The 17,385-nt window shown below is 62.5% G+C and carries 18 protein-coding genes; 14 read left to right on the top strand and 4 right to left on the bottom strand.

Going from position 1 to position 17,385, the window contains the following annotated elements:
* Positions 1 to 157: 157 nt before the first annotated feature.
* The 9 genes from LGH83_RS03625 (at position 158) to tgt (ending at position 8,336) form a co-directional block, all read left to right on the top strand.
* On the top strand, positions 158 to 508 hold the full coding sequence (locus tag LGH83_RS03625; RefSeq protein WP_227400645.1) for a hypothetical protein: 351 nt from the start codon (positions 158 to 160) through the stop codon (positions 506 to 508).
* Positions 509 to 716: 208 nt separating this feature from the next.
* Positions 717 to 2,102 (top strand): cysteine--tRNA ligase, encoded by a 1,386-nt coding sequence (cysS, locus tag LGH83_RS03620; protein WP_227400644.1) that lies wholly within the window; start codon positions 717 to 719, stop codon positions 2,100 to 2,102.
* Complete coding sequence (locus LGH83_RS03615) at positions 2,102 to 2,620, top strand: GNAT family N-acetyltransferase (RefSeq protein WP_227400643.1); 519 nt, start codon at positions 2,102 to 2,104, stop codon at positions 2,618 to 2,620. The genes cysS and LGH83_RS03615 overlap by 1 nt, the downstream gene beginning before the upstream one ends.
* Positions 2,621 to 2,622: 2 nt before the next feature.
* Positions 2,623 to 4,215, top strand: coding sequence for a citramalate synthase (cimA, locus tag LGH83_RS03610; RefSeq protein ID WP_227401723.1), 1,593 nt, complete (start codon positions 2,623 to 2,625; stop codon positions 4,213 to 4,215).
* A gap of 251 nt (positions 4,216 to 4,466) precedes the next feature.
* Positions 4,467 to 5,018 carry a peptidylprolyl isomerase gene (locus LGH83_RS03605; RefSeq protein WP_413771099.1) on the top strand — a complete coding sequence of 184 codons (552 nt, stop codon included), beginning with the start codon at positions 4,467 to 4,469 and terminating at the stop codon, positions 5,016 to 5,018.
* 8 nt (positions 5,019 to 5,026) lie between these two features.
* A complete protein-coding gene (locus LGH83_RS03600) occupies positions 5,027 to 5,629 on the top strand; it encodes a hypothetical protein (RefSeq protein WP_227400642.1) in 603 nt (200 codons plus the stop codon).
* A 2-nt stretch (positions 5,630 to 5,631) separates the two neighbouring features.
* Positions 5,632 to 6,087: a peptidylprolyl isomerase gene (locus tag LGH83_RS03595; protein WP_131117419.1), complete on the top strand. Its 456-nt coding sequence runs from the start codon at positions 5,632 to 5,634 to the stop codon at positions 6,085 to 6,087.
* A 30-nt stretch (positions 6,088 to 6,117) separates the two neighbouring features.
* Positions 6,118 to 7,218, top strand: a complete 1,101-nt coding sequence (gene queA, locus LGH83_RS03590; protein ID WP_227400641.1) for a tRNA preQ1(34) S-adenosylmethionine ribosyltransferase-isomerase QueA — start codon at positions 6,118 to 6,120, stop codon at positions 7,216 to 7,218.
* Positions 7,215 to 8,336, top strand: coding sequence for a tRNA guanosine(34) transglycosylase Tgt (tgt, locus tag LGH83_RS03585; RefSeq protein ID WP_227400640.1), 1,122 nt, complete (start codon positions 7,215 to 7,217; stop codon positions 8,334 to 8,336). The genes queA and tgt overlap by 4 nt, the downstream gene beginning before the upstream one ends.
* A gap of 17 nt (positions 8,337 to 8,353) precedes the next feature.
* On the opposite strand, the gene LGH83_RS03580 is transcribed toward tgt, so the two are convergent.
* On the bottom strand, positions 8,354 to 8,566 hold the full coding sequence (locus tag LGH83_RS03580) for a hypothetical protein (protein ID WP_227400639.1): 213 nt from the start codon (positions 8,564 to 8,566) through the stop codon (positions 8,354 to 8,356).
* 322 nt (positions 8,567 to 8,888) lie between these two features.
* Here LGH83_RS03580 and proS point away from each other — a divergent pair, with 322 nt between their 5' ends.
* The 4 genes from proS to LGH83_RS03560 all read left to right on the top strand — a co-directional run bounded on the left by proS (position 8,889) and on the right by LGH83_RS03560 (position 13,650).
* Positions 8,889 to 10,232: a proline--tRNA ligase gene (proS, locus tag LGH83_RS03575; protein WP_227400638.1), complete on the top strand. Its 1,344-nt coding sequence runs from the start codon at positions 8,889 to 8,891 to the stop codon at positions 10,230 to 10,232.
* Complete coding sequence (locus LGH83_RS03570) at positions 10,229 to 11,530, top strand: lipoprotein-releasing ABC transporter permease subunit (protein ID WP_227400637.1); 1,302 nt, start codon at positions 10,229 to 10,231, stop codon at positions 11,528 to 11,530. The genes proS and LGH83_RS03570 overlap by 4 nt, the downstream gene beginning before the upstream one ends.
* On the top strand, positions 11,530 to 12,213 hold the full coding sequence (locus LGH83_RS03565; protein ID WP_227400636.1) for an ABC transporter ATP-binding protein: 684 nt from the start codon (positions 11,530 to 11,532) through the stop codon (positions 12,211 to 12,213). Before LGH83_RS03570 ends, LGH83_RS03565 begins: the two co-directional genes overlap by 1 nt.
* A gap of 78 nt (positions 12,214 to 12,291) precedes the next feature.
* Positions 12,292 to 13,650: a glutamate--tRNA ligase gene (locus tag LGH83_RS03560; RefSeq protein WP_227400635.1), complete on the top strand. Its 1,359-nt coding sequence runs from the start codon at positions 12,292 to 12,294 to the stop codon at positions 13,648 to 13,650.
* Here the strand turns inward: LGH83_RS03560 and LGH83_RS03555 are convergent.
* Complete coding sequence (locus LGH83_RS03555; RefSeq protein WP_227400634.1) at positions 13,619 to 14,980, bottom strand: DUF2865 domain-containing protein; 1,362 nt, start codon at positions 14,978 to 14,980, stop codon at positions 13,619 to 13,621. The two genes, LGH83_RS03560 and LGH83_RS03555, sit on opposite strands and share 32 nt — an antisense overlap.
* Before the next feature lie 103 nt (positions 14,981 to 15,083).
* Here LGH83_RS03555 and LGH83_RS03550 point away from each other — a divergent pair, with 103 nt between their 5' ends.
* Positions 15,084 to 15,611, top strand: coding sequence for a CreA family protein (locus LGH83_RS03550; RefSeq protein ID WP_413771098.1), 528 nt, complete (start codon positions 15,084 to 15,086; stop codon positions 15,609 to 15,611).
* Between the two features lie 28 nt (positions 15,612 to 15,639).
* Here the strand turns inward: LGH83_RS03550 and LGH83_RS03545 are convergent, their stop codons facing one another.
* The gene (locus LGH83_RS03545; protein WP_227400632.1) at positions 15,640 to 15,978 is read right to left on the bottom strand and encodes a hypothetical protein; all 339 of its coding nucleotides are present in this window, start codon (positions 15,976 to 15,978) and stop codon (positions 15,640 to 15,642) included.
* A gap of 138 nt (positions 15,979 to 16,116) precedes the next feature.
* On the bottom strand, positions 16,117 to 17,346 hold the full coding sequence (locus tag LGH83_RS03540) for a GNAT family N-acetyltransferase (protein ID WP_227400631.1): 1,230 nt from the start codon (positions 17,344 to 17,346) through the stop codon (positions 16,117 to 16,119).
* Between the last annotated feature and the right edge of the window lie 39 nt (positions 17,347 to 17,385).

Genomic DNA, 17,385 nt, shown 5'->3' with positions numbered 1-17,385 from the left:
GATAAATAAATATATGGCACCATATCGGTCGACGCGCCATTATTACGGCTCGATGGGTTTCTAGGCAGCAGACCGGGCTTGAGACGTCGCTGGCGGCAAAACCGCGGGGGCGGGTGTGTCGAAGTCATGGATCCCATCGGTCGACGGGGAGGTCTTGATGCTGGTGTCTGATCTTTTGCACTCATGCGCCAACGAAGGCGTTGCCGAGGCTGCGGTGGCGTCCATCGGCGGCTCATTCGCGGCCGAAATAGAAGCCGAGGCTGTGCATGCAGGCGTCGGTGTCGGCGCTTTGACGGCGAGTCATGTCCGCAGCTTCGCTCGTCGGGCAGGCGAACGGGATTGGCGCGACCTTGTCGATGCCTTGCGGGGTCAGGATTTCCCGCTGCTACATGGTCTTCAGGTGATCCTCGAGCGTCGTGTTCCCGAGCCGCGCAGTGGGGCTCGCCTTCCAAGATCGACCAAGCCTTTGGCAGCCTACGACGCATCCGACAGCTACGCGTCGGTCTGAACATTGGTTTGTGCAACCAGTGAGGCGTGGCGTGCTTGGCCGTTGACGCGGCAGGGTTGCTTGGCCTAGTCACCACCTATGGACAGCTTCGACGTCGAGACCTGCATGTTTGCAAGGATTGGCTAGCACATTCGCTGGCCTGCGACCTGTCTTGTCCATCATCATGACTTGATCGCGCTTCGGCCAAGCTCCACGCCGGGACAACGCGATGGTTTTGCGCCTCTACAACGGCCTGACGCGACGCAAGGAAAACTTTGCGCCGATCGATGCTGATGATGTGCGCCTCTATGTGTGCGGGCCGACGGTCTACGACCGCGCGCATATCGGCAACGCCCGCCCGCTGATCGTCTTCGATGTCGTCTATCGCCTGTTGCGGCATCTCTACGGGGTCGACCACGTTCGCTACGTGCGGAACATCACCGACGTCGACGACAAGATCAACGCACGCGCGGCCGAGCGCGGCATCACGATCGGTGAATTGACCGAGACCACGGCACGCGGTTTCCAGGAGGACGCTGCCGCGATCGGCTGCTTGGTCCCGACCGTCGAGCCCCGCGCCACGCAGCATATCGCCGAGATGCTCGCCATCATCGAACGGCTGATCGCATCCGGCCATGCCTATGCGGCGGACGGTCATGTGCTGTTCGATACGCCCTCGATGCCCGATTACGGCCAGCTCTCGCGCCGACCGCTCGACGAGTTGATCGCGGGCGCCCGCGTCGAAGTGGCTCCGTATAAACGCAACGACGGCGACTTCGTGCTGTGGAAACCGGCCGCTCCGGCGGCGCCCGGATGGGACAGCCCGTGGGGACGGGGCCGCCCCGGATGGCATATCGAATGCTCGGCCATGAGTTGGAAACATCTCGGCGAAGTGTTCGACATCCATGGCGGCGGCATCGACCTGATCTTCCCGCATCACGAGAACGAGGTGGCGCAGACACGATGCGCCTTCGGACACGCCACCATGGCAAACGTTTGGATGCACAACGGCTTCTTGCAGGTCGAGGGAGAGAAGATGTCCAAGTCGCTGGGCAACTTCATCACGATCCACGATCTGCTCACCACCAAAACGTTCGGCGGCCGGTCGTGGCCCGGCGAGGTGTTACGCCTTGCCATGCTGCGAACCCACTATCAAAAGCCGATCGACTGGACCGTGCAGGCCCTTGAGGAAGCCGAAAAGACGCTCGATCGCTGGTACGCGATCGCGGCCGACCAGCCGATACGAGATGAGAGCGCGGGTCGCTCGCTCGACGGGGCTTTGGCGCCGCTTCTCGATGATGTGAACACGCCCGCGATGCTGGGGGATCTGCATCGGTTGTTCAGCGACGATCCCATGACGGGGATTGGCGTGGCTCGCGTGCTCGGCTTGTTGCAGGACAAGCCAGCCGCTTGGGCCGCGCGCCGTCGCGATCGTTTATCGGTCGATGCCGCCGAGGTGCAAACCTTGATCGAGCAGCGCCTTGCGGCGCGTGCCGCCCGCGACTGGGCCGAGTCCGATCGCTTGCGCGACGTGCTGCTGGCGCTCGGCGTCGCCTTGAAGGACAACAAAGACGGCACCACCACTTGGGATGCCGCCACGAGGAGTTCCGTCTGATGGCTGACCGCATGAGCGGCGCGACCCTGCGGCCGATGCTGCCGACCGACGGGCCGATGCTGGCCTCGATCTTCCAAGCCAGCATCGAGACCCTGACCGAAGAAGATTATAGCGACGATCAGCGCGAGGCCTGGGCGGCCTTGGCCGACACGCCGGACTTTGCCAAGCGGCTGACCGGGGGCCTGACTCTCGTGGCCAGCCTCGCCGGCCAGCCGGTCGGCTTTGCGGTGCTCGAGGGCAAAGACAAGATCGGCATGCTGTACGTGGCACCGGATCTCGCCCGTCAGGGCGTTGCGACGATGCTCTGCGACGCCTTGCAGCGGATCGCGGCCGGGCGTGGAACCGCCAAACTGGTTGTCGATGCCAGTGATACGGCGCGGGACTTTTTCATGGTGCGCGGTTTCGTGCCGATGGTCCGCAACATGGTGTCGGTCGGCGGTGAGTGGTTGGGCAATACGACGATGGAATTCGATCTCGTCGCAGCCGGCCTGAACAAGCCGACCGACGGCGCGTCGTGATCGTGAATCGGGAGCGGCTCTACCTCTTCGATACGACGTTGCGGGATGGGGCGCAGACGACCGGCGTTGATTTCTCGCTCGCCGACAAGCGTCGCGTGGCGCATCTTCTCGACGAGCTTGGCATCGACTATGTCGAGGGGGGGTACCCCGGCGCCAATCCGCTCGATACGGCGTTGTTCGCCATCAAGCCAGCCCTCAAGGCTCGCTTCGCCGCGTTCGGAATGACCAAGCGGCCTGGTCGGTCGGCCTCGAACGATCCGGGCCTCGCGGCGCTTCTCGAAGCCGATTGCGATGCCGTCGTGTTCGTGGCCAAAGCCTGGGACTATCAGGTGAGGGTCGCGCTGGGCGCGACGCTGGACGAAAATATCGAGGGGATCGTCGAGTCGATCCAGGCTGTCGTGGCACGGGGTCGCGAAGCGATGCTGGATTGCGAGCATTTTTTCGATGGCTACAAAGCCAACCCGACCTATGCGCTAGCCTGTGCCAAGGCGGCTTTCGAGGCTGGTGCGCGCTGGATCGTGCTGTGCGACACCAATGGCGGCAGCTTGCCGAACGAGATCGAGGCGATCGTGGCCGAGGTCGCGATCGAGGTTCCTGGAAGCCACCTTGGCATCCACACGCATAACGATACCGAACATGCGGTGGCGAATTCGCTCGCGGCGGTTCGGGCCGGCGTCAGGCAGATCCAGGGAACGCTGAACGGCATTGGCGAGCGGTGCGGCAATGCCAATCTCGTGTCGCTGATCCCGACGCTGCTGCTGAAGCCCGACTATGCCGACCGCTTTACGATCGGCGTCACGGTCGACAAACTGGCCGGCCTTACCAAGCTGTCGCATGTGTTCGACGAACTCCTGAATCGCGCGCCCGACGTCCACGCACCCTATGTCGGGTCCAGTGCTTTCGCGACAAAGGCCGGCATTCACGCCTCGGCGGTCGCGAAAGACCCGCGCACCTACGAGCACATCGTCCCCGCGAGCGTCGGCAACAGCCGCAAGGTTCTGGTTTCGGTCCAGGGGGGGCGATCGAACATCGTGGCGGAACTGGAGCGGCTCGGTATCGCGGTCAATCGAGACGATCCGCGCCTCCAGCGCCTGCTTGACGAGGTGAAGGAGAAAGAAGCGCTCGGCTACGCCTATGAAGGAGCCGACGCCTCGTTTCTGCTGTTGGCCCGTCGCGTGCTGGGGGACGTTCCACATTATTTCGATGTGGAACGGTTCAGTGTGAACGTCGAGCGGCGCTTTGATGCTGCGGGGCGACACGTCACCGTGTCGGAGGCCATCGTGAAGGTCTCGGTCGACGGCGAGTCGCTGATTTCGGCCGCCGAGGGCAATGGCCCGGTCAACGCGCTTGATCTCGCGTTCCGCAAGGATCTCGGCAAGTATCAACGCTATATCGCCGATCTGAAGCTGCTGGACTATCGCGTTCGCATCTTCCAGGGCGGCTCGGATGCGGTGACGCGTGTTTTGATCGAATGCGGCGATCGGGACGGCTTGCGTTGGACCACGGTGGGAGTCTCGGCCAACATCATCGATGCGTCATTTCAGGCCTTGGTCGACAGCGTGACCTACAAGCTGTTGATCTCCGGCGCCGTCTGACGCGTCCTCCGGCAGCATGTCTGGCGTTCAGGACAGCCGGACGGTGCTGAAGGGCGGGGCGAGATGTTGTCGACAGGCAGCGTTGCACGTCCAGTGGAGCCTTGCGGGTCGCGAGGCTTGCCACCACATCCTGCGGTGGTAAGCAGAGGCCGCCTTGGGACGTCGTGTCCCGCTCATACCAATGTTGCCGTCTTTTCGCATTGTGCCTCTCAGCCAAGCGTAAACGGCGGCTCTGAATTCGAGGAGACGTCATGACACTCAGACGCCGCGATCTGATGCTCGCCATTCCATTCGTGCTTGCGGTCGCAAGCGGAACGGCTTTTGCGGCAGATGCCAACACGGTCTATCTCGACACCAAGGATGGCCGGATCACAATCGAGCTGCGGCCCGATCTCGCACCCAAGCATGTCGCGCAGATCAAGAAGTTGACGTCTCAGCATTTTTACGACGGCATCGTGTTCCATCGCGTGATCGATGGCTTCATGGCCCAGACGGGTGACCCGACCGGAACCGGAACAGGCGGTTCGAAGCTTCCCGACTTGAAGGCCGAATTCAACGCGACCCCGTTTAAGCGCGGCACTCTTGGCATGGCGCGATCGCAGAGCCCGGATTCGGCGAATTCGCAATTCTTCATCTGCTTGGCTGACGCGCCTTTCCTGAACGGCAAATATTCCGTTTTCGGCGAGGTGACGGCCGGCATGGATGTCGTCGACAAGATCAAGAAAGGATCGAGCGACAACAACGGTGCGGTCGATGCGCCTGACAAAATCGTGACGATGCGGCTGGCATCCGACACCAAGTGAGGCGATGATTGGCGACATCGGGACAATGGCTTCTCGGCGGCGTTGTCGGCTTTGCCGTAACGCTTGGCTTATGCGCGCCGCCTGAGGCCACCGCCCGGTATCGCCGTTGCGTGGATTGTATCGACGTTCCAAACGACGATGGCTACGGCGATCCTGATCTCCTCTTCCCAGGTCGTCCTTATGAGAATATCCCGTTCCAATGGGATGATGGCCGGCCTGCTTCGGACAACCCGCCGCTGCCGCAGGGTTTCGTGCTGACGGTGCCGGTCGGGCCGGACGGACATTCGAAGCTGGCCGCTGCTCCGACCACGCTCAACCGCTATGTCGACGTCGCGTCGGCCTTGGGAGCATGCTGGGTCGCGCCATCGGCGCAAGACAGTCGATGGGGTCAAATTACGTTGCGGGTCAGCTTCAAACGCGACGGATCGGTCAATGGTATTCCGCGGTTGATCGCGGCAGCGCCACCCTCCGGTCGCGGCACGGAATCGGACCTGAAATCGTCGCTGCTGTCGGCGCTTTCGCATTGCGCACCGCTGCATATTTCACCCTCTCTCGGCAATGCGATCGCCGGGCAGATTTTTGCAATCAGTTTCGTACAGCAAGGACAATGACCATGAGCGAACAGAACACGACCCTGACGTTGGAGACGACGCAAGGCCCCGTCGTCATCAAGCTGCGTCCCGATCTCGCGCCGAAGCATGTCGAGCGGATCACGCAACTCGCCAACGAGCATTTCTACGACAATGTCGCGTTCCACCGCGTTCTGGATGGCTTCATGGCTCAGACCGGTTGCCCGCATGGAACTGGAACGGGCGGGTCGAGCTATCCCAACCTGCCGGCCGAATTCAATAACGAGAAGCATGTGCGCGGCACCTGCTCGATGGCGCGCGCCCAGAGCCCGAATTCTGCGAATTCGCAGTTCTTCATCTGCTTCGGCGATGCCGGCTTCCTCGACAAGCAATATACCGTGTGGGGCGAAGTCACGTCCGGCATGGAAAATGTCGACAAGCTGAAGCGCGGCGAGCCCGTTCGTGATCCGGACCGGATCACGACCGCCCGCGTTTCGTAAGCGACCCGAGCCAAGAGCGGACCACGTTCCATGCGTATCGAAGCGTTCGACTTCGACCTCCCGGCCGAGTCGATCGCGCTGCACCCGAGTCAACCGCGCGATGCAGCGCGGTTGCTCGTTGTCGAGCCGCGTGAGCACGCCCCCTCGTTCGACGATCGGCGTGTGTTCGATCTTCCGGATCTGCTCCGCGCCGGCGACGTTCTCGTCGTCAACGACACGAAGGTCATTCCGGCGCGTCTATCGGGGCAGCGACGACGGGGTGATGCGGTCGCCCAGATCGATGCCACACTTCACAAACGCGAGGGCGCGGATCTATGGCGCGCTTTCGTCCGTCCAGCCAAGAAGCTGGCGATCGGCGAGCAGGTCACCTTTATGGCCGATGGCGGGCAGGGCGAGGCGCTCGTCGCCGACGTGATCGACAAGCAGGAGGGTGGCGAGGTTCTGCTGCGTTTCGCGGTCGGTGGCGCGGCCCTCGATGCAGCGATCCAGGCAGTCGGGTCCATGCCGCTGCCCCCTTATATCGCGGCCAAGCGGCCGCAGGACGCCACCGATCGCGACAGCTATCAGACCATGTTCGCGAGCGATCCTGGCGCCGTGGCGGCCCCAACAGCCGGTCTCCACTTCACCCCGAAGCTCATCGCGGCGCTCATGGCGCGTGGCATTGCGGTTCATCGCGTCACCCTGCATGTCGGCGCGGGAACGTTCCTGCCCGTGAAGGTGGACGACACGCTCGATCATCATATGCATGCCGAGTGGGGCGAGATCGATGCCGAGACCGCCAAGGCTTTGAACGCGGCCCATGCCGAGGGACGGCGAATCGTATCGGTCGGCACGACATCGCTCCGTATCCTCGAGACCGCCACGGACGAGGCTGGGACCATCCAGCCTTTTTCGGGCGACACCTCGATTTTCATTACACCGGGCTATCGGTTTCGTGCCGTCGATGTGTTGATGACCAATTTTCACCTCCCCCGGTCGACCCTGTTCATGTTGGTCGCCGCTTTCTCTGGCCTTTCGACGATGCACGACGCCTACCGCCACGCGATCGAGGCGGGATATCGCTTCTACTCCTACGGCGATGCCAGCCTGCTGTTCCGCGCCGATGCGAGCCTTGACGAGGGCACGGCATGAACGACAGCTTCACGTTCACACTGAAAGCGACCTCGGGCGAGGCTCGTCTTGGCGAGATCGCGACGCCGCGCGGCAGCATCCGCACGCCGGCTTTCATGCCGGTCGGCACGGCCGGAACCGTCAAGGCGATGTATCCTGGGCAGGTCCGCGACCTCGGGGCCGATATCGTGCTCGGCAACACCTATCACCTGATGCTGCGGCCCGGGGCGGAGCGGGTCGCCTCCCTGGGCGGCCTCCACACGATGATGAACTGGCCGCATCCGATCCTCACCGATTCGGGCGGCTTCCAGGTCATGTCGCTGGCCAAGCTGCGGAAGCTCGACGAACATGGCGTGACGTTCCAATCCCATCTCGATGGCAGCAGACACGTGCTGACGCCGGAGCGCTCGATGGAGATCCAGGATCTGCTCGGGTCCGACATTCAGATGCAGCTGGATGAATGCGTGCGGCTGCCGGCGTCGCGGGAGGATATCGAGCGGGCCATGCTGCTGTCGCTGCGCTGGGCCGAGCGCTCCCGCAAGGCATTCGGCGGCAAGGCGGGGCGCGCGATATTTGCCATCGTGCAGGGCGGCGACGTCCCCGATCTCCGGATCGAGAGCGCGACGGCTTTGGCCGGAATGGACTTTCCGGGTTATGCGGTTGGCGGCCTGGCTGTCGGTGAGCCGCAGGACGTGATGCTGGCCATGATCGAGACGGTCGCGCCGCATCTCCCGACCCGCAAACCGCGCTACCTCATGGGCGTCGGTACGCCAGACGATCTTCTCGAGTCGGTGCGCCGCGGGATCGATATGTTCGATTGCGTCATGCCGACGAGGGCAGGGCGGCACGGGCTCGCCTATACCCGCTTCGGGAAGGTCAATCTGCGGAATGCGAAACATGCCGATGACCCGCGTCCGCTCGACGAGGCATCACCCTGCGAGGCGACTCGAACTTATTCACGCGCCTATCTGCACCATCTCGTAAAATCCGGCGAGATCCTCGGCATGATGCTACTGACGTGGAACAATCTTGCTTATTACCAGGCGCTTATGGCCGGTATGCGGGAGGCGATCCGCCTCGACCGCTTCGCTGATTTCGCAGCCGAGACGAAAGCCGACTGGGAACGCGGCGACGCCTGAGCGCCGCCGGACGATCGTCAATCGACAGCGTGGTCCAAGAGGCCGATGTCACGCAGCAAATGACCGTTGAGCCCGGAGAGATCGTCACGCGAGAACAGCGTGCGGCCCCAGTGGGCGAGGCGAGAAAAACTATTCTTTCGGCTCTTCACCTGAAAGAGCTTCGAAAGGCTGTTGCGACCGGTGTCGAGGTCGGCGGCATGAAGGTCGGAGAAGATAGCGGACTGGAGCATTGTCTTGCCTGAATTTGCGCCGGTTCGGGGTTAAGCCTGCGCTGAAGTTGGGCAAGTCATAGCGGTTTCAGGCTGAATGCAAAGTTAAGCTTCATGCGATCTGCAGGCAGAAAAACTTGACGATCGATCGAGCGTGGATTCATACAATCTTAACGGTCCGCTTGGCATCCGATAAAGGTGTCGATCTCGACCGCGATCATCCTGAGCTTTGGTCGACGCAGGTAAACCGTCGTCGTGGCTTGTGTTTTGACTGTGCTTACGGTTGTTTGGCGCTCCGCCCCTGAATTCGGTGCCATCGCGGCGCCGCCGATCGAGAATGTGCATGCGCCTGAGCCGGTATTTTCTGCCTCTGCTTCGTGAGAATCCCAAAGAGGCGGAGATCGTTTCGCATCGCTTGATGCTGCGGGCCGGTATGATCCGGCAAGAGGCCGCCGGTATTTACGCCTGGCTACCGCTTGGCCTCCGCGTGCTGTCGAAGATCAATGCGATCATCCGTGAAGAGCAAGACCGCTCGGGCGCGATCGAGATCATGATGCCGACGATCCAATCGGCCGATCTGTGGCGCGAGTCGGGTCGCTACGACGATTACGGCAAGGAGATGCTCCGCATCACCGATCGGCACGAGCGGGACATGCTCTACGGCCCCACCAACGAAGAGATGGTGACGGAGATCTTCCGCGGTTCCGTGCGATCCTACAAAGATTTGCCGCTCAACCTCTATCACATCCAACTCAAGTTTCGGGACGAGGTGCGGCCCCGTTTCGGCGTGATGCGCTCGCGCGAGTTCCTGATGAAGGATGCCTATTCGTTCGACCTCGATGCGGACGGCGCGCGGCATTCCTACAACAAGATGTTCACGGCCTATCTGCGGACTTTCGCGCGGCTCGGTGTCACCGCCATTCCGATGATGGCCGACACGGGACCGATCGGCGGCGACCTCAGCCATGAGTTCATCATCTTGGCATCGACCGGCGAGAGCGAAGTTTTCTGCCACAAGGACTATCTGTCGTTCACGCCGCCCCCCGCGAGCGTCGATTTCGATGACGCAGCCGAACTGCAGGGCATCGTCGACAAGTGGACGTCGCTGTATGCGGCGACGTCCGAGAAGCACGATGTTGCGGCTTATGACGCCTTGCCCGAGGATGCCAAAGTCTCGGCGCGTGGCATCGAAGTCGGACATATCTTCTATTTCGGTACGAAATATTCGAAAGCCATGAAGGCCACGGTTACCGGGCCGGATGGCAAAGAGACGCCGGTCCACATGGGGTCTTATGGCATTGGTCCTTCACGGCTTGTCGCAGCTTTGATCGAGGCGAGCCATGACGACAATGGCATCATCTGGCCGGATGCCGTCGCTCCCTTTGATGTCGGGATCGCCAATCTGAAGGTCGGCGACGCGGCGACGGATGCGGCCTGTCACGATCTCGACCGCCGATTGGCGGCGCTTGGCTTCGACATCTTATACGATGATCGCGACGAACGGCCCGGTGCGAAATTCGCCGCCATGGACTTGATCGGCCTGCCCGAGCAGATCATCGTTGGGCCGAAGAGCCTTGCCGAAGGCAAGGTCGAATTGAAGAACCGCCGCAGCGGGACGCGAGATCTTGTGACCCTCGATGAGGCGGTGGCCCGGTTGAAAGCCAAGAAGGATCGTGTCGCACAATGACAGATGCCGTGGCTGTCGCGACGCGGGCCGCTCCGTCGGAAGCTGGCTCGAAACCTTTTTCGGTGTTCGAGTGGCTGGTGGCGCTCCGCTATTTGCGGGGCCGTCGATCCAAGGCCTTCGTGTCGGAGATCGCGGGCTTCTCGTTCCTCGGGATCGGCGTCGGGGTCGCGACCCTCATCGTCGTCATGTCGGTCATGAACGGGTTCCGGCACGAGTTGCTCGACAAGATCGTCGGCATCAACGGGCATGTATTTCTGCAAGGGGTCGAGACGCCGCTGACCGATTACGACGCGGTCGACGAGCGCTTGGCGAAAGTGCCGGGCGTTAAGCTGGTCATCCCGATGATCGAAGGCGCGGCGGCCGTGTCGTCGCCTTATAATCAGGCCGGCGCGCTGATCCGCGGCATCAAGGAAGCCGACATCAAGCGTCTGCCCGGGATCGCGGGCCACATCACGCTCGGGACGTTGGATAATTTCGACTCGACAGGCGGCGTTGCGATCGGCCAACGGTTGGCCGAGTCGTTGGCGTTGCGGATCGGCGATACGATCTCGGTGCTGACCGCCAAGGGACCACAGACCCCGTTCGGTGTCGCACCTCGGATCAAGAGCTATCCGATCACCGCGATCTTCCAAATCGGCATGTCGGAGTTTGATTCGAGCTTCGTCTACATGCCATTGACCGAGGCTCAGGCTTTCTTCGGCAAGGATGGCGAGGCGACCGTCATCGAAGCCTTTGTGGACGATCCCGACCACATGGATGAGGTGCGGGCCAAGCTCGATGCTGTCGTCGGCCGGCCCATGATCATGACCGACTGGCGTCAGCGCAATAAGACGTTCTTCGATGCGTTGAACGTCGAGCGCAATGTCATGTTCATCATCCTGGCGCTGATCGTGCTCGTCGCGGCGCTGAACATCATCTCGGGCCTCATCATGCTCGTGAAAGACAAGAGCCCGGACATTGCGATTTTGCGGACCATGGGCGCGACACGCGGCGCGATTCTTCGCATCTTCCTCATGACCGGAACGGCGATCGGGGTCGCCGGAACCTTCGCGGGACTCGTGCTCGGCGTATTGGTGGCGCGCAATATCGAGGGCATTCGGACCTTCTTGAATTGGGCGTTCCACTCGAACCTGTTTCCCTCCGAACTCTATTTCCTGTCGCATCTTCCCTCGCGGGTCGAACCGGGCGACGTGATCGCGGTCGTGGTCATGACCATCCTGCTGTCGGTTCTCGCGACCCTCTATCCGTCCTGGCGAGCCGCGACGCTCGATCCGGTCGAGGCGCTGCGGTACGAGTGATGCCACATCCCTCCCTCACGCTCGCCAAGGTCGACCGCCGCTACGTCCAGGGCCAGTCGACGCTCGATATTTTGCGAGGCGCCGATCTTTCGCTCTGGCCCGGCCAATCTGTTGCGCTCGTTGCGCCGTCCGGCGCTGGCAAATCGACGCTGTTGCATGTGGCCGGACTGCTTGAAAAGCCGGATGGCGGCGAGGTTTTCGTCGGCGACGACCGGACCGCTTTCATGGCCGATTCGGCCCGCACCGCCTTACGCCGCACGCGGATCGGCTTCGTCTATCAAGCTCACCATCTGCTGGCAGAGTTCACCGCGCTCGAAAACGTCATGCTGCCGCAACTCATTCGAGGTTTGGCCCGGTCGAAGGCAGTCGCGCGCTCGACCGAACTCCTGGCTTATCTCGGGCTTGCAGAACGCCTGACGCATCGACCTGCGGAACTCTCTGGCGGCGAACAGCAGCGCGTCGCCATCGCGCGGGCGGTCGCCAATGCGCCGGGCATCCTGCTGGCCGACGAGCCGACCGGCAACCTCGATCCGAAAACCGCCGAGCACGTTTTTTCGACCCTGACGGGTCTGGTCAAGGCAACCGGCCTCGCGGCCTTGATCGCGACCCACAATATGGATCTCGCCAACCGTATGGATCGGCGCGTCACTTTGCGGGACGGCATTATCGTCGAGATGCCGTAGCTTTGCGGACGATGCGCGGCGATTCGATTGCCGAACGGTCGCGTTGCGCCTGAGGGTGGCTTGCGGCAAGAAGAGCCGATGAGCCATTCCTCCACGCCTCCTATCGTCCGCTTCGCACCGTCCCCGACGGGACGCATCCACATCGGCAATGCCCGGACCGCGATGTTGAACTATCTCTTCGCCAAGGCGGCAGGGGGGCAGTTCATCCTCCGCTTCGACGATACGGACGTCGAGCGGTCGCGCGCCGAATATGCCGATTCGATCGAGGTCGATCTTGCGTGGCTGGGCGCCGTTCCGTCGCTGAAAGTCCGGCAATCGGACCGGGTCGCCCTCTATGTTGCTGCGTCTGAGAAGTTGAAGGCGCTCGGCCGGCTCTATCCCTGCTATGAGACGGCAGACGAACTCGATCGACGGCGCAAGCGGATGCAGGCAAGGGGTTTGCCGCCCGTTTACGATCGGGCGGCCCTCAACCTGACCGAAGCCGATCGACAGGCGCTGGAAGCCGAGGGCCGCACGCCGCACTGGCGGTTCCTGCTCGAGCCCGGCACCGAAACCTGGACCGATCTGGTGCGCGGCGAGAGCCACATCGATAGCGCGTCCTTGTCCGACCCTGTGCTGATGCGTGAAGACGGCACCTATCTCTACACCTTGCCCTCGGTCGTCGATGATATCGACCTCGGAATTACGCATGTGATACGAGGCGAGGATCACGTCACCAATACGGCCGTGCAGATCCAGGTTTTCCGGGCACTCGGCGGCGATGTTCCGGCGTTCGGCCACCACAACCTTCTGATGAACCAGCAAGGCGAAGGTTTGTCGAAACGGTCCGGCGCTCTGTCGCTGACCGGCCTGCGCGAAGCCGGCGTCGAAGCACTCGCGATTGCCAGCATGGCAGTGTTGACAGGCTCGGCGACGTCAGTGCAGCCCGTCCAGAACCTCGAGCTGTTGCAGGATCTGGTCGATCTCGCGCATTTATCACGCGCGCCAGCCCGGTTCGACGAGGCCGAACTCTGGGCTCTGTCGGCCAAGACCCTGCATGCCATGCCGTTCGCCGATGTCGCGTTGCGTTTGGCTGATCGCGGGATCACGGGCGATGTCTCCGAAGCCTTTTGGGACACCGTCCGCGGCAATCTCGAGCGCTTCGACGATGTCGACCTCTGGTGGTCGGTCGCGACCGGTTCGATCGAGCCGGTCATCGAGGACGCCGTCTTTCTGGCGCAAGCGCGGGACGCGCTCCCGGCGGAGCCTTGGGATAACACCACATGGCCGGCGTGGACGACCGCGCTCAAAGCCAGCAGCGGACGCAAGGGCAAGGCCTTGTTTCATCCGCTCCGTCTTGCGCTCACCGGGCGAGAGACCGGCCCCGAACTAGCGGCCCTGCTGCCGCTGATCGGCCGGGCCCGCGCTACGGCGAGATTATCCGCACATTCCGCATAATGCCGTCGGGTCCCTTCTCGGTCCGGGTCGCGCCGTCGCCTTCCTTGAACACCTTGGCGGCTTGCGTCGGGCTCGCGGCAATGCCGGCGGAGGCGTTGGTGGCCGTCGGAGCTTGCGAGGCGCGCTGGCCCTCGATGACGACCTTCGTATCGTCGGTCGTGGCGGCTGCCTCGCGTTTCTGCTTGCGTGCCGCCTTCCCTTTGGGTTGCGGGGCAGGGGCCGCTTTCGACATTTGATCGGACATCTGCGGCGTCACCGTCACGTCGCCGTGATGGTCATTGCCGAGAAGCCGTTCCGCATTGGCGAGCGCCTCCACCCAGCTCTGCTTGGGCGGCTTGCAACTGCAGGTGGGATCGAAAGTCTTCTCGAATTTGAAAGCGGAGGGAAGCGACGTGTAAGGCGTTCCGTCGAGTCCCGTGGCCGATGCGAGATTGTCGCTTGAACCGGTCGTATAGAGCTTGGCTTCCGCATTGGGGCAGGACGCTTTGCAAAGTTCGTCAAGGCTGCTGAGTTGGTCCTGCGAGGCGCTTGCGGTCAGCGGGAAAAAGCCGCCATCGCAGGTTCGGACGCAGATCGCCTTGCCGGCACTCCTCTGCTGCGTGACGTCGGAGCTGTCGCCCCCGAGCGGGAGACCCGAGAGATCATCAGGGTTCACCGACGTTGATTGCAGATCGGCGGGGTTGTGGCCTTCGTTGCCGTAGAAACCTGAGTCATGCTGCTGGGCGAGATCGGCCGGGTTGCCGCTCGTCGAGCACGAGGCGTTGTAGCGCGCCACGAGAGCGGCCCGTTGACCGTCTTCCTCGTCGGAGGGGTGAGCGTCACGCCCGCTCTGCGCGATGCGTGACAGATTGCCCTGCATGCGCTCGATCTGAGCATTGATGGCGTCGCACTGCGGAGGCGGGCCATCGTCGAAGAACCCGCGCTGCTGGTTGTCGCACCCGATCGAGGCCGCATAATTGCGGGTGCGCTCGATCTCGTAACGTTGCCGTTGCGCCGCCCTGTCGAAAGTACCACGCCCAGCGTCGTCGGCATTTTGCCGGCTTGCGTTGATGGCGGCCTGAAGGCGGTTGCAATCGAGGTCTTGTGCCGACGCCCCAAGCGACTCGGACGAGATCGCAAGCGCGATCAGCAAGAGCGACGCGATGACTGCCGTCGAGCGGCGCGGCCTGGTGCGGAACACTGGCGCGTGGGACGTGCGTTTATTGTCTAGAAGCAACATCAACTCCGAAGCGGCACCGATGGCGCATTCGACACCCCGGATCGACCCGCGGAACCAGGCTGGGACGATAGTGGATTTGATGTCGTAATGATGGTCTGCGGTCGTGGCCACCTCAGGGGTGGATCAATGGCCCGGGATTTCCTACCTGAAGCGCAACGGGTGGGTCCTGATCTTGGGCTCCCGTTTGGCCGCCACCGTTTCGGGATGAAGACCTATGTTCACTTTCAGCCGCCCAGTCGCATGCATCCTCGCTGTGGCTCCGATTCTCGCGGCACTTTGCGGGCCCGCTCTCGCCGACGACCCGGACCTCATCTTCCGCAAGTCGACCGTGTTCCACATGATGACGCCAAACGACAAGCTCGCCACCTATGCGGTCGACGATCCCGAAGTACAGGGCGTCGCCTGTTTCTTCACGGTTCCGGAGCGCGGCGGCCTCTCAGGCGCGTTCGGGGTGGCCGAGGAGACCTCCGACGTGTCGCTTGCCTGCCGCCAGATCGGGCCCATCAAGTTCACGCAGCAGAGCCACCAGGGCGACGTCGCCTTCACCGAAAAGCGCTCGCTGTTTTTTAAGAAGATGCAGATCGTGCGAGGCTGCGACGCCAAGCGCAACACGCTCGTCTACATGGCTTATTCGGACAAGCTGGTCGAAGGGTCTCCGAAGAATTCGACCTCGGCCGTCCCGGTCCAACCTTGGGGCGCATCAGGCGACGTTCCGAAATGCGGCGACTTCGTCAAATCTTGATCGGCGCTAAACTCCGATCTCGCTGAGGTCAGTCGCCGCAGCGGATGACGACATCTCCGGCCGCAACCTGAACGATGCGGTCGGATGTCCGGACACTGCCGGTCACGTCCTCGGCCGACCCGTAGGCGACGGCCTTGGCATGGCCGTGCGCCTCGCACCAGGAATTCGCCATCACCTGCCCGCATTCGCTGCCCGCGTGCATACAGTCGCCGATGCCATAGCCATCCTCAGCCGGAAGCGTGAACGACAGCGGCTCGGCCGCATGGGCGGGCGCCACCGCACCGGAGAGCATGCAAGTCGATAGCGCCGCGAGGGCGATGAGCGAGAGAGAAGCCGAACCAAAGAGGCGGCGCGCGGGAAGAGGCATCGATCACCCGGTATCAAGCAAAGCGCTTGGCCCCCGATCGGGACCACCGGAACCATGGTCGAGACACATCTATAAAAGTTTAAGCAATCGGTTTCGACGGCCCTCATCCTGGCGAACGCACGACCGTTGTGTCGACGGTCAATCCTGCTCCGGCTCCGGCCGTCGAAACGGCGCATGTTCGGCATAGGCTTCGAGCGCATCCGCCGCATAAGCGCGCTCGCGTTCGAGATAGTCTGAGACCGCTTGGGCCAGACGACGATCGGCGATGTGGTGAGCCGAATAGGTTGGCACCGCGCGATAGCCGCGTGCCAGTTTGTGCTCGCCCTGCGCACCCGCTTCGACCCGGGCCAACCCGCGCGACAAGGCAAAATCGATCGCCTGATAGTAACAGACCTCGAAATGCAGAAACGGGTGCTCCTCGACCGCCCCCCAATTTCGCCCGTATAACGCGTCGTCGCCGATGAAATTGATGGCGCCCGCAATATAGCGGTTCTCTCGTTTGGCGAGGACGAGCAGCACGCGTTCGGGCATCGATTGGCCGATCAGCGAGAAGAACTTGCGATTGAGATAGGGCCTGCCCCACTTGCGCGCGCCGGTATCCATGTAGAACCGATAGAAGGCGTCCCAATGCGCTTCGGTCAGGTCGCGTCCGGTCACGTGTTCGATCGTGATGCCATTTGCCAACGCATCCTTCCGCTCGCGACGGATCATCTTGCGCTTGCGCGATGCCAGCGCCGCGAGAAACGTCTCGAAGTCGGCATAGCCGTCGTTGATAAAGTGAAATTGCTGATCCGTGCGCTGGAGGTAATCGCGCTCGCCCAGCATGTCCCACTCGGGTTTGGTCAGAAACGTGAGGTGGATCGAGGACGCCTTTACCTGCGTGCGAAGCGCATCGAGCCCCGCACAGAGAGCGGTCGCGGCGGCTTCGCCCAAAGGGCCGTCAACCACCAGCAGACGACGGCCGGTGACAGGCGTGAACGGAACCGCGACCTGGATTTTTGGGTAGTAATGGCCACCGGCGCGTTCATAGGCATCGGCCCAGCCTTGGTCGAAAACATATTCGCCTTGCGAATGCGACTTGATGTAGGTGGGCGCTACCCCGACCACATCGCCATTGGCCTTTTGGACCACGACATGAACGGGCTGCCATCCGGCGCGAGGCCCCGTGCAGCCCGCTTCTTCGAGGGCCGACAGGAACGCATGCGACAAGAAGGGGTTATGCCGTTCGCCGCGGGGCTCCGAGGGGTCGGTGAGCTCGAGCGACACCGGATTGGCGCAGCGATCCCAGGTCTCTGCCGCGACCGCCGCAATCGTCGAAACGACGCGGACGCTGAGGTCGGCAACGTCTTCGCCAGAGGGATCGATCATGCCAACCTCACACCAGGAACATTTGTCGTGTCTGAGGCG

The organism is Lichenihabitans sp. PAMC28606 (assembly GCF_020616535.1).
GTDB classification, from domain to species: domain Bacteria; phylum Pseudomonadota; class Alphaproteobacteria; order Rhizobiales; family Beijerinckiaceae; genus Lichenihabitans; species Lichenihabitans psoromatis.
This window is presented reverse-complemented; position numbering and strand designations above follow the sequence as displayed.